Here is a 15271-nt window from a genome sequence, read left to right as displayed (position 1 = left end):
CATTAACAGCCGTGCTTGCTGTTGTTTTGGTTAAATTGTTGCTGGTGTTAGTAGCTCACGTTTAAGTACTTTGCCTACTGGACTTTTCGGCAGGTCGTCACGAAACTCAATATCACGTGGCACTTTGTACGCGGTTAGATAACGGCGGCAGTGAGTTTGTACCTCTTTACTGGTCAGCGCTTTATTGCTGCTACAGATGAAGGCTTTAACTTGTTCGCCTGTTACGGGATGTGGCAGACCCACTACCGCTGCTTCTTCAATATCGGGATGTAATCGCAGTACTTCTTCAATTTCGACCGAGTAAACATTAAAGCCAGACACTAAAATCATGTCTTTTTTACGGTCGACAATAAAGAAGCAACCATCTTGGTCCATACGGGCCATATCACCGGTCGAGAACCAACCATCGGCATCAATCGATTCCGCAGTAGCTTGTGCTTGTTTCCAATAGCCAGACATCACTTGTGGACCGCGTACTTGTAATTCGCCAACAACGTTTACGCCTAATGCTTGGTGGTCATCATTAACAACACGCATTTCTGTTGATGGTAACGGCACGCCAATACCCGCAGTATATTCTTGTTGTGTGTGAATGCCACTGCAAACCACCGGTGAACATTCTGTTAATCCATAACCTTCAACCACTGGCATGCCGGTGACCGCTTGCCATTCTTTGGCGACATCTTCTTGGGTGGACATACCGCCAGCGATTGTGAAGCGGGCATTACTGAAATCTAATGCACGGAATTTTTCATTCTTTAACATACCGCTGAACAAGGTGTTTAAGCCGAAGAAAATAGTGAAAGGGTAGCCCTTCAACTCTTTAATAAAGCCGTCCATATCTCTTGGATTGGTAATTAATAAATTACGACCACCGATCATCATAATAAACATCAAGCTTACTGAGTTAGCAAAGATATGATAAAGCGGTAACGGGGTAACAACATGGTCTTTGGATAACAGTGTGCGTGGTGAGAACTGGCCGTACACTTGCAATACGTTCGCGACAATATTGCGATGGGTTAACATGGCGCCTTTGGCGATACCTGTTGTGCCACCCGTATATTGTAGGTACGCAATGTCTTCCGGTTTACAGGCTGGGCGGTTATAAACTAACTTACGTCCGGCAGATAATACCTTGCGCATTGAAATTGCATTTTCAATGTGAAAAGCAGGGATCATTTTTTTCACGTATTTGACTGCAAAGTTAACCATGGTGCGTTTAGGCTGCTGTAGTTGATCGCCTATGTTGGTCATGATGACGTGTTCAATACTGGTTTGTGGTAATACTTTTTCGAGGTTGGCACCAAAGTTACTAATGGCGACAATCATCTTAGCGCCGGAATCGGTCAGTTGATGCTGTAATTCGCGTTGGGTATAAAGCGGGTTAACATTAACGGCAATCAGCCCAGCGCGGAGTATGCCAAATAGCGCAATAGGATACTGTAATAAATTGGGCATCATGATAGCGCAACGATCACCTGGCTGCATGTTCAGTTCGTGTTGTAAATAGGCCGCAAAATCCCGACTTTGTTGTTCAAGTTGGCGAAAGGTAAGTGTGGCACCCATGTTTAAAAAGGCGATTGAGTCAGCGTGTTTTTCGCAGCTTTGTTCGACGATATCTAAAATGCTGTCATATTGTGATAAATCAATGAACTCTGGTACATCGCTAGGGTAGTTTTTTAACCAGGTTTTTTCCATGTTAATATTCTCTGTAGGGTGTTATGTAGTATATTATCTTATAACTGGTGGATTAAATAGTTGATAATAATCATGGTGTCGCACTTTATTGCCTGTCTATTTTTGTATACACTTGCCGTAATTAAACAGCAATAATGTTGTTTATGCTTATTATTACGTAGTCACACGGATCGGACGTTACTAGGTACTTCTCATTTGATTCAAGATCGTGCTAGCCAAATGGCCCTTTTTCATACTTTAGTGCAAACTGGTAGCTTTACCGCTGCAGCGCATACCCTCAGTGTGTCGGTTTCTCATGTAAGTAAACAACTCAAATGCTTAGAAGCTGATTTAAACGTCAAGCTGGTACAGCGTTCTACTCGCAGTTTTACCTTAACCGATGCTGGCCAACAGTTTGCTCTTTATTGCGCCGAAGTCGTGAGCAGTGTGCAAGATGCCGATGTGATGATGGCTAATCTGCAAGACGACGTGGCCGGTATACTGCGCTTAGGTGTATCGCAGTCATTTGGCACCATCCATATTATTCCCGCTATCGAACAGTTTCGTAAACTGCACCCCGACCTACATGTTGAAGTGAGTTTGTTCGATTATAAAGCCAACATGATTGATGATGGGTTAGATCTGTGGCTTACCAACATTGAAGATATTCCCGAAGGTTATGTGGCGCAGCATTTGGCAGATACCCGTTTTGTGGTTGCCGCATCACCAGATTATTTGATGCATCACACCGCGCCTTTGCATCCCAACGAGCTTGAAAACCATAATTGCCTTATCTATCGCAGCCGTGAACGTAATTATGGCTTGTGGTCGTTTAAGCAAGGTACTGAATCGTTATACATTAACGTTGATGGAAATTACCGTGTCGATTTAGCTGAAGCGATCCGCGACGCTGCGATATCAGGGTGGGGCATTGCTTACTTAGCGACATATTTGTTAACCGATGAGTTTAGAACCGGAAAATTGATTCAGTTATTGCCCCAATGGCAGGCGAGTCAGGTGATGCGGTTTTATGCTGTCTATCCCAGCCGTAAGCATTTACCGAAAAAAATTAGCGCTGCGATTGCCTTTTTTAAAGAATATATTGGTCAACCTTCATACTGGGATCAGCAATTAAAGTCGCAAATTAAAATCTAATTACAACAACTTATGTCCTGATGCGGAAATATCTTTTCCATATGGAAATAATACGCTAAAGATCATTATGGAATCGTTATAAAACAATAAACTAGCTATCGCTACACCACTGTTGAATTTAATTGTAACAAGCAGGTAACTTACTGGACTTGCTGTAAAAATGGCGCGGACTACAATACGCGTCTTCATAATTTTAATCATTAAACAGGTTTGTTCCATGATATCTATTTTAGGCATAATAGTGATCCTATTAACGGCGTATTTCTGCTCTAACGATCGCCGTAATATCCCCCTCAGAACTGTCTCACTGGCGTTTGCATTACAGATTACTTTTGCTTTCATCGTATTATATTTTCCAGCAGGCAAAGACGCGTTAAATGCTTTTAGTGCGGGTGTCTCAAATGTGATTGATTATGGCCAGGAAGGTATCTCGTTCTTATTTGGCAGCTTAGTGGAAGGCACCTTTGTATTTGCTATTAATGTATTAGGTATTATTGTGTTCTTCTCGGCGTTAATTTCAGCGCTGTATCATATTGGCTTCATGCCGAAAGTGATTAATATTGTTGGTGGTGGCTTACAGAAATTACTCGGCACTGGTCGTGCAGAATCATTAGCGGCAACGGCAAACATCTTCGTGGGTATGGTTGAAGCGCCGTTAGTGGTTAAGCCGTATTTGAAAGGCATGAGCGATTCACAGTTCTTCGCTGTGATGACGTGTGGTCTTGCTTCTGTTGCTGGTGGCACATTAGTCGGCTACGCCATGATTGGTGTCGAGATTAAGTTTTTAGTGGCTGCGTCATTTATGTCTGCGCCTGCTGGTTTGTTAATGGCGAAGTTCTTGTTCCCACCATCAAAAAATGAAAATCACGCAGACGAAATCACTAAAGTAGAATTACCGCGTGCAACTAACGTGGTTGAAGCCCTTGCTGACGGTGCGATGGCCGGTTTAAGCATGGCGACTGCAATTGGTGCAACCTTGCTGGCCTTTGTTGGTGTTATCGCGTTACTCAATGGTATGTTAGGCGGTATCGGTAATTGGTTTGATGTGACGTTAAGCTTTGAAATCATTTTAGGCTATGTGTTTGCCCCTGTTGCTTGGTTGATTGGTGTGCCGTGGGATGAAGCGATTGTTGCGGGTTCGTTGATTGGTAATAAGATCGTGGTTAATGAGTTTGTGGCGTTTATTCAGTTGATGGAAGTAAAAGATCAGTTAAGTGAACATTCTCAAGCCATCATTACCTTTGCGTTATGTGGTTTTGCTAATATAAGCACCATGGCTATCTTGATTGGTGGTTTAGGCAGCATGATCCCTGAACGTCGTCAATTCATCGCTAAGCATGGTTTCCGCGCTATTTTTGCTGGTGTACTGGCTAACTTGATGAGCGCTGCAATTGCCGGTGTAATTTTAAGCTTATAACAGACAGTACAACGCTCATTTTTGTTGGTGAGCGTTATTATTGAAAGTTAATTGTTAATGCATTAAATATCGATACAATTATTAACTGCAGTAACAGATGCAAAAAAAGCTAACAAGATTACTTGTTAGCTTTTTTTTACTTTTTACTTAGTGCGATTAATGTGCTGCAGTTATTACATCGATTGTCGTTACAATACTATTGCAGTTATTAATACGATGTTGATATTAATCGAAAGTCACTTCAATTTTTTTCGCCACTTCTTTGGCTTTATCAATTGCATCAATGGTATTAATACCACGCGCTAGCGCCACACCTAAACGACGTTGTCCTGCGATCTCAGGCTTACCGAATAAACGTATTTGGCTGCCCGGGACACAAGCCAATGCCGGTGCTAATTGGTTAAAGCCAATATTAGTCGAATGGCCTTCAGCCAAGATAACCGCTGAAGCAGACGGACCATACTGTTGGATTTGAGTGATAGGTAGACCTAATACAGCGCGTACATGTAAAGCAAATTCAGACAGGTCTTGCGAGATTAATGTCACCATGCCCGTATCATGTGGGCGCGGTGAGACTTCACTAAAGAACACCTCATTACCACGAATGAAGAGTTCGACGCCAAATAGACCATAACCGCCTAATTCCGTCACAACTTTTGCCGATATCTCTTTGGCTTTAGCAAGTACGTCATCGCACATTACTTGTGGCTGCCATGATTCACGGTAGTCGCCATCTTGCTGGCGGTGCCCAATAGGGTCACAGAAATGAATGCCGTCAACGGCGCTGATTGTCAGTAGAGTGATTTCAAAATCGAACTTAACAAAACCTTCAATAATGATGCGACCTGCGCCAGCGCGGCCACCTTCTTGTGCATAAGCCCAAGCTTGGTCTATATCGTCTTCATCACGAATAATGCTTTGACCTTTACCAGATGAACTCATTACAGGTTTGATCACGCACGGAATACCAATCTGTTCTACAGCTGCAAGGTATTCAATTTTATTATCGGTAAAAATATAAGGCGAGGTAGGTAACTGCAGTGTTTCGGCCGCTAGAAGGCGAATACCTTCACGATCCATGGTTAGTTTGGTTGCGCGTGCTGTTGGTACAATGTTGACACCTTCTTGCTCTAGTTCAAGCAGGGTATCTGTTGCGATAGCTTCGATTTCTGGAATAACATAATCTGGTTTTTCAAGCTCAATAAGATGTCTTAGTGCATCACCATCTAGCATGTTAATGGTGTGGCTACGATGGGCAACTTGCATGGCTGGCGCGTTGTCATAACGATCAACTGCAATGACTTCGACACCTAAACGTTGAAACTCAATAGCGACTTCTTTCCCGAGTTCACCTGAGCCTAATAGTAATACACGTGTTGCATTTTTGCTGTTGGCAGTACCTAACATAACAATTCCCTATTAATTGATTATAAATTTGGTGGTCAAACAAATGATAATTCACTAACTTGTTGTATTTTAAGTACTATAGTTTTCTCACTACGTAATATAGCAGCATGATATAGCGATTTTGGTAGAAATGGAAGGTCTAACTGATAATTAGGCTGTGACAATCAAAAGTCTGATTTTTATATTTACGTTATCATGTCACTCATAACAAAAATTGAAGTGTATAAAGCAAGCAAGAGAACGATCGAAATGACACAGCGACGGCGGTGGGTGAGCCCCTCGTAGGTGAGTAAACTCGGTCGAAATAAAAAGTTAATTGGGTTGAATAAGGTTTGATAACAAAACAATGAGATACCTTCTTTTCTGCCATGCGCTACTAATTGATAGAAGTAATAACAAAAACGTACGATTAACAGTGGAAAGGAAATGTAAATAACCGCTATAAATGCCAGATTAATCGCTATAAGTTGTACGTTAAGATCAAATATAACTCGCCAATCACGAGTAAAGCCAAACAACAGTATGGCACTCATAAATACGGAAATAAAAACAAATAAAAGACTGTATCGGAATAATTTAGGCCATTCAATGATCGTGTTTCTCATTCTATACCTCTTCGCTGTTACTGAATCGCATGCAGGGTTTTGTGCTTTATAACATCCTTGAAGTGAAATTTAATACCCATTAATGATTAAGGACAATCTATAATCACTTTATATGATGCATAATATCCTTACATCATAACTACTTACTTTTTTATTCATTAAGGCTTTATTATGACTACATTGATTGAACGTTTTTTACGTTATGTAAGTTTTGATACCCAGTCCGATCATACCCTTGCTACTTGCCCTAGTACCCCTGGTCAAACTGTATTCGCTAAACAACTACAGCAAGAGTTAATTTTACTGAATTTAGATGACGTAAAACTCGATAGCAATGGTTACTTAACTGCACGCCTATCGAGTAATATTAGCACAAGAGTGCCAACTGTCGGTTTTATTGCCCATATGGACACCGCGCCAGATGCATCTGGTCAGCATGTTAAACCACAAATTGTTGAGAATTATCAAGGTGGTGACATTCGTTTAAGCGACACTGAAAAACTGTCACCGGCAATGTATCCAGAACTAAATCAATTACAGGGTCAGACCCTTATCACTACCGATGGGTCGACATTACTTGGTGGCGATAACAAAGCCGGGATTGCTGAAATTATAACGGCTATCGCGTATTTACAAGCTAATCCTGAAATTGAACACGGCGACATTTGTATTGGTTTTACCCCAGACGAAGAGATTGGCCGTGGCGCAGATTTGTTTGATGTAAAAGGCTTTAACGCGCAGTGGGCTTATACCATTGATGGTGGCCCTGTTGGTGAATTAGAGTATGAAAATTTTAATGCCAGCTCTGCTGATGTGATTTGTCACGGTGTGAATGTACATCCTGGTTCAGCCAAAAATAAGATGGTCAATAGCATGGGCCTCGCGGCTAAGTTCCAAGCGATGATGCCTGCCGATGAAACACCAGAATACACGGAGGGTTACCAAGGTTTTTATCACTTAAATGCGATGCAAACCAGTGTTGCTAAAACCACACTGCATTATATTATTCGTGATTTTGACGAAACTGGATTAACACATCGTAAAGCCTTTATGCAGCAGCAAGTCGCAGCACTAAATAACGAGCTTGGTTGTGAGCGCATAGAAGTTAAAATAAGCGACAGTTATAAAAATATGCGTGAAATGGTAGAGCCTCATGCACATATCATTGAACTGGCGACGCAGGCGATGATTGAGTGTGATATACAACCTGACATTAAACCTATTCGAGGCGGTACTGACGGGGCGCGATTATCCTTTATGGGATTACCTTGTCCCAATATCTTTACTGGCGGTTATAATTTTCATGGTATCCATGAATTTATCACGGTAGAAGGAATGGAAAAATCGGTGCAAGTGATTGTCCGCTTGGCTGCGTTAACAGCGAAAAAATACCAGTAAATAACGTCCAGTAAATAACTAATTCGGCCTGATGCCAATACAGTCGTCAGGCATATCTACCTGCCCTTGTAAAAACAACATGCAATGATCTAGTTTACGATTCAGAGCTTTATCATGTAATAACGCCACTTCACTTTGAATTTGCAGCTCAAAGACTAAATACCAAAAAACTTGTTCTTTCGAGCTGGCAATTTTATTGTCAACGATGTTTAAACGTTGCCAGTCTTGTAATATTTCCCAACTGTAATCGGTCAGTATGTTGTAACTGAGTTTGTTGTTCATAAATTGATGAATGTGTCTTATTAACAATTCAGATTTTACCGTGATGAAATTGCCTTCAAGCATAAATCGACCTCCAATTACCTAGACTGAAGACGTATTCATCAGTAAATGGTAAACAGCTTGGCATTCAAATTAGCTTTACTTAATTCATGCATAGTGCAGGCATAGTGCAGGCGTAGTACAGGTTTAGTGCGAGCATAGCTTGGTTATGGTTTGAACATGGTTTTAATATAGTGTAAGCATAAGACATGAACGGTGATTTGTATATCTATCGGCGGTAAGCTTGATGGGGAGCTGCGGGGGATGTTACCGACCTCATTGATTTTAATAGCACAAATCAATGAGGTCTATTTTTTAGTTATTTTCGACTTATTGTGTGACTTATTTGACTACCATTGTCAGCGTTGTTTCAGTACTTGTTGAAGGTACGTTGCTTTGATGACTTAATACAAAGACACGTCCAGCATCAACTTTGCTGACATCACGTAAATGCGACTTGATCATATTTGCCCGTGATTTTGCTAACCTTCTTAATTGCTTGTCTGTCACAACTTGCAGCTTACTGGTCTCAGCATATAAACTACGCAGCCAAACTTGTTCTAATTCTGCATCAGCGAGTGTCGGTTGTTGGGTTGCAATTGCAGTGCGTAATGCATCCGCTTTACCTTTGGTTTCTGATTCATATACGTTAACCAGTGCAGTTGTCATACTGGCAGACACAGGTAGCTCATCTACGTTGCTACCTTGCTTAATAACGGTGCCAGTTGATTGACTCAGCTTATTATTTAACGCGTTATTCTGTAGTGCTTGTTTATCCAAGTTAGCATCATAGCTGCCTTTGATATTTAGCTTTATTTCAGGGCGTTGTGCTAATGCTTTGGCTAAGGTATCTAGTTTACCTTGCTCTGTTAGCGCGAGCGTTGTCGAACCATTGGCAAAACTGACCTTGTCTAAATCATCAGTGGTATCAACAAGGCTAGCTAATAATGTAAATGGCGATGTTACTGCTTTAAGAATAATATTACTGAGCGATTTCAGTACAATCTCACCGACATTAAAGCTTGGATCATCAACATTACCTGATACGTTAACGCCCAAGTCAATTGCACCACTGCTGTCTTTGAGCAATGGAATAGCAAGGGTGATAGGGAGTATGCTACCAGCGTCACTGTCTTTGGTATCATTCATATCTAATTGGTCAATTAAAATATGGTTGCTACCCTCTAAGTGATTATTTTCTAATTTGTATTTAAGCGCAAGAGACAACTGGCCTTCATCAATATCTAAACCTGCATAGGTACCAGAGTAGGGTGTCATTGAGGGTAACTCAAAGTTATTAAACACAAACTCAACATCAACAAAAGGTTCTGGAATTAATGGGTTTAGTACCCCTTTTAAAGTCATCGGCGCGTATTTATTGACGATAGCCTTGATATCAATTTCTGCATTTTTGGTCGTTGTCGATGATAGTTTACCAACATGACCTTCTATATTTTCGATGACGGCTTCAAAACTTGGTTTAAGCACATTATCGGTGTAGTCAACTTTACCCGCGACGAGTGTGAACTTGTTTAATTCAATCAGCATGGCATCTTCAGGTGTTGCTGTTACCGTTGCTGGTTTCGCTTTTTCCTTGTCTGTGGCAGGTGTTACTTCAGAGGTTTCATCTGCTGATTTCTGCCCTATTACTAAGTCAGATAGGTTTGAGCTTTTATCTGCTGCCACGATAACTTGTGCATAAGGTTGGGTTAATTTGATGTGATCGATGAGTAAGCTATTAGCCTGTTGATCGAGGGCAATACTGTTAATGGTAAAATCTTGCCATTTAAGCAGCGGCTTATTGAGTTTTTTGTCATTAATCGCTAGTTTTGCAACTTGCACTTCACCGTTGAAACGTGCTGTACCTTTGCTATCGGCGTAAATGTCACCTTTGGTGGTGAAGAAACCACTGTTCAGGCTGATATTCAAGTAAGGGGTGATGTAAGGCTGAAATTGAGTTAGATTCAGTTGTTCTAGACTGATGTGCGCATCAAGTGATTGTTGTTTAATGTCGATACTACCCTGTGAAGCAAAACTACCGTTATCATTAATACTCAGTGCTAGTTCATAGTCGATAGGGGCATCATAGCTGCTCGATATTGCTTTGGTGCTGAAGTTCAGTGGTGCGATGCGCCATTTTGTGGCTTTCGTGATCCATGAGTCAACGATGTTAATATCATAATTGGTTAAATTAAATTCTCCAATATTAAGTACCCACACCCTTGCGTCGGATCTGGCTTCAATTGCTGCTACTTGTTCAACGACGGTTTCGACCTCTATTTCTGATACGGTCTCGATGACATCAACGACTGTACCTACTACTGAGTCATTTTCTGGCTTAGCGTTTTCTGTTACTGGGGGAGCGGTTACCGGTGGCGCGGTGACAACGACACGCGGTGATGCTGTTTCAGTTAATGATGTTGGCGTTAACAATGCGGCTAAATCAACTTCACCTTTGTTAAGGCTAGCATGGAGTTGCAAGCCATCAGTGCTGACATTATCGATGCCGACTAGTTGCTCTTGTAAATCGAGCGCGATGCCAGCAGCCGTAAATAAGGGCAGGTTGATGAGTTCGTGATCTGCAGAGGTAAATATCAGTGAACGTAATGCAAATTCGCCGGTGTCGATAATAAATTGTGGTGTTGGCGTAGCTGCTGTCGGGCTATTTGTCGCAGAACTATTTGTTTCAGGGCTATCAGTTTCAGGGCTATCAGTACCAGAATCAGCTGTTGGCGTATCTGTTGCTACAGTGGTATCGCTGATAAAGCGGAAGTTGGTGGCTAAATCAATGGTACCAGATTTTAACTCTGCACGAATTTGTTTGGCAATAAATGGCCAGAATGTGGTGAGTTTAATGTGCTTAAGTGCGAGTTCACCTTGCGCTTCCAACGGTGTTAACTGGAATCGACCTGCCGTTGTGACCGCACTTTCATCGCTACCTTCAATACTCAGAGCGAAACTGTTGTAAGTGGGTGCCGGGGCTTTGCTCTGCTGTTTATTTTCTAACATGGCAATACTATTGAACTGAGTCAGTGAAACATTGATTGCAGGGTAATCGAGTTCAGCGCCTGTTGGACGGTCTTTAAAATTAAATGCGGTATTAGTGATACTGATATTCGCAATTTGCATATGCGGTAAGTCAGTGCCTTGATCCGTTTCTTCTACGATTGCGTCTACGGTAACAAAACGCTTAGCCTGCTCTTCCATGTATTCTGGGATATCGGAGAAACTGAATCTGGTTTCATCTAGTCTTTCTATATTGACAGCTGCTTGATCGATTTCGACTGTTTCAAGGTTAATGCTGCCATTGAACAAACTCTTCCAAAGGTTAGCTTGTAATGTGATACGACCAAGATTGATGAATTCTTGTTGGTCCGGCGTTTGGATCTCAAAACCGGTAATTTCAAATTTGAGTGTAAAAGGATTAATGGATACATCTTCTAGCAACACGGGGCGGTTAACTAAGGCGCTGGCTTTGTCAGGCGCGATGCTTTTTACCATATAAGGCACAAGTAAGCCTAATAACATGGCATAGACTAAATAGGCAACGAGCGTATAAGTGAGCAGGCGTTGATAGCGCGGTACACTTGAGAAGCGTTGACGAAAGTTGGGAGTGGAAGTTGCCATTGGAAATGTAAATCCTTTTAAATACAATCAATAGTCTTAATTATAGAATATCAATGGCAAGCATAACAGTTATTATTCCAACCATTGTTGATGTAATTGGTCACTATCACCTAAATAATCTAATAACCATGTAACGGCTGGGCTCATGCGTTTGGTATTCCAGGCTAAGCAACAATCGCTAACGGGTAGGGCTGTAATGACTTCTTTCTCTATTAGTTCACCTGTTAGGATTAATTTTTTGGCCATATGTGCTGGCATAATAGCAATGCCTAAACCGCCCTTGAGTAGCTGTGTTGCACTGTGCCAGTTCGGGACGACAAGACGGCGTTGATTATCAAGTAACCATGTTGTGCGTTTGGGAAGCTTGCGGGCGGTGTCTTCTAAACAAATTACCGGGTATTGCGCGAGCGCTTCGTTACTGATCGGTTGTGGTACCTGTGCGAGCGGGTGATTAGGACTGATCACGAACGTCCACTTTAATTCCCCCATTCCGCGGTAATCAAAGCCGCCACTAACGGGAATCGTTGCTGTCGCACCAATTGCGATGTCTGCACGCGAATCAACCAGTGCATCCCAAACACCGTTATATACTTCCATGGTTAATAACAGTTCCACATCTGGAAACGCAGTGTAAAAGTCACCCACCATGGTATTGATACGGCCTTCATGTACGACGTTATCTAATGCGAGGGACACGCTTTCGTTCCAACCATGTGCCACTCGTTGTGTTTGAAATTTCATGTGCGCCATTTGCTTGAGCAATTTACGCGATTCAACGACAAAGTATTCGCCCGCAGGCGTTAGCTCGACTTTACGGTGCAAACGAATGAATAAAGCCACGGCTAACCGCTCTTCAATATTACGTACAGTGTAGCTAATGGCACTGGGTACTTTACATAACTCATCTGCTGCCGCGGTGAAACTTCCACGTCGGGCAACAGCGTCGATAACCTGCAGATCTTGTTGAGAAAACATTCACATCAAATTTTTTGAAAGCAATAGTGAAATATTAGCGTTTCTCAAACCGGAACGCCAGTACTAAACTATCAATATCATCATTAGTCTATGTAGTTATGCAATGAACAATATTAAAAGCAACAGCACACTCAATCCTAAAAGTAACAGTACAATCAACCCTAAAAAGAACGCTTCAATGAGCACTATGATCTGGTTTTCTGGATTAAGTATGTTGGGTTTTCTCGCTACCGATATGTATTTACCTGCATTCGAAACCATTCGTTCTGAATTTGGTACCACGCAAACATTAATTAGCTTGTCACTGAGTATATTCTTATTAGGGATGGCACTCGGTCAATTAGTCTATGGTCCTTTATCAGACCGTATCGGCCGCAAGAAAATGTTGTTTGTGGGTATGACTATTTTTGTTATATCGACAGCTGTGATCTCTGTGTCTAGCAGTATAGAGCTGTTTCTACTCGCTCGATTTGGCCAAGCGTTAGGTGCGTGTTGTGGTACTGTTATTTGGCAGGCGGTTGTGATTGACCGTTATCAAGGTAAAGCGTCGGAACGTATTTTTGCGACTATCATGCCACTTGTTGCATTGTCTCCGGCATTAGCACCCTTGTTGGGTGCAGGACTTGAAGCATATTTTGGCTGGCGCAGTATTTTTATCGTCCTAGTGGTGATTGGTCTTGGGCTAATGTTCGCGACAACAGGCCAAGAAGAAAGTGCACCTCTGGATAAAAAACAAGAAAAAATCACCACGCAACTGGCGCGTGATTATAAGCAGATTTTAAAATCAAAAATATTCATGGGTAACATGTTGATATTTGCGGCATGCTCCGCTGCTTTCTTCGCCTATTTAACCGGTTCACCCTTCATTATGACTGCTATGGGATATTCAGGCGCTGACATTGGTCTGAGTTACTTACCACAGACAGTGGCTTTTCTTGTTGGTGGTTATGGTTGTCGTAGCTTGTTAACTCGCTTTAGCGCAAAACAATTATTACCTTGGTTAATCACCTTATTTATCGCGACGGTCGTGACTATGTTTGTGATTACATTTGTAACGGCACCAACGACTATTTGGCCTATATTAATCCCATTCTGCTTCTTAGCTGTAGCTAACGGCGCGATTTATCCATTAGTGATTAATGCTGCATTGGCTGATTTTAAAAATTGCAGTGCAACAGCGGCAGGCTTACTTAACTTTTTACAAACGATGTTTTGTTTCTTAGCAAGTAGTGTCGTTTCTACGTTTTCAGACCAAGGTCTTTACGCGGTAACTGCGGTGATGTTGTTCCAAGGCTTGTTGATTGTCGTTGGTTATACGTTAGCGAAGCATAAACACGTTGAAGAGACTGCAACTGATGCGGTAGTGGCTTAAGTTAATTAAAGCATAATAATTGCAGATAAAAAAAGGGAAAGACAGTGATTGTCTTTCCCTTTTTTGTTTGTTGGTTTTAACAATAATGTTTAACGCAACACGCAGCTAATCTAAATCTAAATCTAAATTAGTCTAACTAGGCCTAATCTAACTCTAACCAAAGTCTACTCTAAATTAGTGAGTCAATTCACCGCGTACATTTTGCTGCATCAGTACTTTGATTTCTTCGCTTGGTAGATTCTTGCTGATTAGATAATGTAGTTTGGTTAATGCCGCTTCAGTGGTCATATCAAAGCCTGAGATAACGCCTACTTGTGCCAACGCATCGCCTGTCGCATAACCACCCATGTTTACTTTGCCTTTAATACACTGAGTGAGGTTCACAACAACGATACCGCGTTGGTTCGCTGCTTCCAGTGCATTTAAGATATCTTCGCTTTGTGGTGCATTACCGACACCATAGCTAAGTAAGATTAGAGCTTTCACTGGTTGTAATAGAATGTTACTAATGACTTCCGTGGAGATACCAGGGTAAAGCGTGACGATCGCAATTGGTTGCGGGGTAATGTTGCTCACTGTCAGGGTTTTTTCTACGATAGGTTTTACGTCACCTAGCAGCACTTCGATATTAATACCGACTTTTAACAGGGTTTCGCAGTTTGGCGTTGCAAAAGCGCTGAAACCATCGGCATGTACTTTAGTGGTTCTGTTACCACGTAATAACTGATTATTAAAGAATAAGCATACTTCGTGAACGGGGTAGTTTGCGGCAAGGTAAAGTGAGTTAAGCAAGTTACTTTGTCCGTCAGAACGAATTTCGGCCAGTGGAATTTGTGAACCTGTCACGATAACCGGTTTGCCAAGGTCTTCTAACATGAATGCTAATGCTGATGCTGTATACGCCATGGTATCTGTACCATGTAAAATCACAAAACCATCGTATTTATCATAGTTGGTTTGGATATCTTCAGCAATTTTTTGCCAATCAGACGGTGCCATATTAGAAGAGTCGATTAACGGCGAATACTCATGAAGTGTGAAATCAGGCATTTCTTCGCGGTGGAATTCAGGTAGACGCGCTAAGCAATCTGTCATGAATCCTTCCATCGGTACATAACCGTGCTCTGAATGTTGCATACCGATCGTGCCACCAGTATATGCAATGTAGATTGATTTCTTAGCCATTAATAAATTCCCTGTGCGTTTTTAAAGGGGATTATAGTGCTGAAATCAATTAATGGAATAGCTTGCTGCTAAATTACTGAATAAAACTGCAATTAAATAGGGTAATTAAGGGTGGGGCTGGAATTGTGC

Annotated in this window: 10 protein-coding genes; 4 read left to right on the top strand and 6 right to left on the bottom strand. The window is 41.7% G+C overall.

Annotated elements, in window-relative coordinates:
• Nucleotides 1-30 precede the first annotated feature (30 nt).
• Complete coding sequence (locus A923_RS0113825) at nt 31-1701, bottom strand: long-chain-fatty-acid--CoA ligase (RefSeq protein WP_017222270.1); 1671 nt, start codon at nt 1699-1701, stop codon at nt 31-33.
• Nucleotides 1702-1896: 195 nt separating this feature from the next.
• Here A923_RS0113825 and A923_RS0113820 point away from each other — a divergent pair, with 195 nt between their 5' ends.
• On the top strand, nt 1897-2835 hold the full coding sequence (locus A923_RS0113820; protein ID WP_017222269.1) for a LysR family transcriptional regulator: 939 nt from the start codon (nt 1897-1899) through the stop codon (nt 2833-2835).
• 217 nt (nt 2836-3052) lie between these two features.
• Nucleotides 3053-4252 carry a NupC/NupG family nucleoside CNT transporter gene (locus A923_RS0113810; protein ID WP_017222267.1) on the top strand — a complete coding sequence of 400 codons (1200 nt, stop codon included), beginning with the start codon at nt 3053-3055 and terminating at the stop codon, nt 4250-4252.
• Between the two features lie 225 nt (nt 4253-4477).
• Here the strand turns inward: A923_RS0113810 and purT are convergent, their stop codons facing one another.
• Nucleotides 4478-5659 carry a formate-dependent phosphoribosylglycinamide formyltransferase gene (gene purT, locus A923_RS0113805; protein WP_017222266.1) on the bottom strand — a complete coding sequence of 394 codons (1182 nt, stop codon included), beginning with the start codon at nt 5657-5659 and terminating at the stop codon, nt 4478-4480.
• Nucleotides 5660-6435: 776 nt separating this feature from the next.
• Between purT and pepT the strand changes: the two genes are divergently transcribed.
• On the top strand, nt 6436-7662 hold the full coding sequence (gene pepT, locus A923_RS0113795; RefSeq protein WP_017222264.1) for a peptidase T: 1227 nt from the start codon (nt 6436-6438) through the stop codon (nt 7660-7662).
• A gap of 18 nt (nt 7663-7680) precedes the next feature.
• Here pepT and A923_RS0113790 read toward each other — a convergent pair whose 3' ends face one another.
• The 3 genes from A923_RS0113790 to punR all read right to left on the bottom strand — a co-directional run bounded on the left by A923_RS0113790 (nt 7681) and on the right by punR (nt 12585).
• Complete coding sequence (locus A923_RS0113790; protein ID WP_017222263.1) at nt 7681-8007, bottom strand: hypothetical protein; 327 nt, start codon at nt 8005-8007, stop codon at nt 7681-7683.
• A gap of 318 nt (nt 8008-8325) precedes the next feature.
• Complete coding sequence (locus tag A923_RS0113785; protein WP_017222262.1) at nt 8326-11610, bottom strand: DUF748 domain-containing protein; 3285 nt, start codon at nt 11608-11610, stop codon at nt 8326-8328.
• A 72-nt stretch (nt 11611-11682) separates the two neighbouring features.
• Complete coding sequence (gene punR, locus A923_RS0113780; protein ID WP_017222261.1) at nt 11683-12585, bottom strand: DNA-binding transcriptional activator PunR; 903 nt, start codon at nt 12583-12585, stop codon at nt 11683-11685.
• A 178-nt stretch (nt 12586-12763) separates the two neighbouring features.
• On the opposite strand from punR, the gene punC reads away from it, so the two are divergent.
• Nucleotides 12764-13957 (top strand): purine nucleoside transporter PunC, encoded by a 1194-nt coding sequence (gene punC / locus A923_RS0113775; protein WP_017222260.1) that lies wholly within the window; start codon nt 12764-12766, stop codon nt 13955-13957.
• A 174-nt stretch (nt 13958-14131) separates the two neighbouring features.
• Here the strand turns inward: punC and ansA are convergent, their stop codons facing one another.
• The gene (gene ansA / locus A923_RS0113770) at nt 14132-15142 is read right to left on the bottom strand and encodes an asparaginase (protein ID WP_017222259.1); all 1011 of its coding nucleotides are present in this window, start codon (nt 15140-15142) and stop codon (nt 14132-14134) included.
• Nucleotides 15143-15271: the final 129 nt, after the last annotated feature.

The sequence above is a fragment of the Moritella dasanensis ArB 0140 genome (assembly GCF_000276805.1).
Lineage (GTDB): Bacteria > Pseudomonadota > Gammaproteobacteria > Enterobacterales > Moritellaceae > Moritella > Moritella dasanensis.
Note: the sequence above shows the minus strand (reverse complement) of the source record. Positions and strands in the feature narration are given on the sequence as shown.

Excerpts from the sequence above, each read along its gene's own strand:
- A923_RS0113825 (WP_017222270.1), bottom strand. The coding sequence starts at position 1,701 with ATGGAAAAAACCTGGTTAAAAAACTACCCTAGCGATGTACCAGAGTTC.
- purT (WP_017222266.1), bottom strand. The coding sequence starts at position 5,659 with ATGTTAGGTACTGCCAACAGCAAAAATGCAACACGTGTATTACTATTA.
- punR (WP_017222261.1), bottom strand. The coding sequence starts at position 12,585 with ATGTTTTCTCAACAAGATCTGCAGGTTATCGACGCTGTTGCCCGACGT.
- ansA (WP_017222259.1), bottom strand. The coding sequence starts at position 15,142 with ATGGCTAAGAAATCAATCTACATTGCATATACTGGTGGCACGATCGGT.
- punC (WP_017222260.1), top strand. The coding sequence starts at position 12,764 with ATGAGCACTATGATCTGGTTTTCTGGATTAAGTATGTTGGGTTTTCTC.
- pepT (WP_017222264.1), top strand. The coding sequence starts at position 6,436 with ATGACTACATTGATTGAACGTTTTTTACGTTATGTAAGTTTTGATACC.
- A923_RS0113790 (WP_017222263.1), bottom strand. The coding sequence starts at position 8,007 with ATGCTTGAAGGCAATTTCATCACGGTAAAATCTGAATTGTTAATAAGA.
- A923_RS0113785 (WP_017222262.1), bottom strand. The coding sequence starts at position 11,610 with ATGGCAACTTCCACTCCCAACTTTCGTCAACGCTTCTCAAGTGTACCG.
- A923_RS0113810 (WP_017222267.1), top strand. The coding sequence starts at position 3,053 with ATGATATCTATTTTAGGCATAATAGTGATCCTATTAACGGCGTATTTC.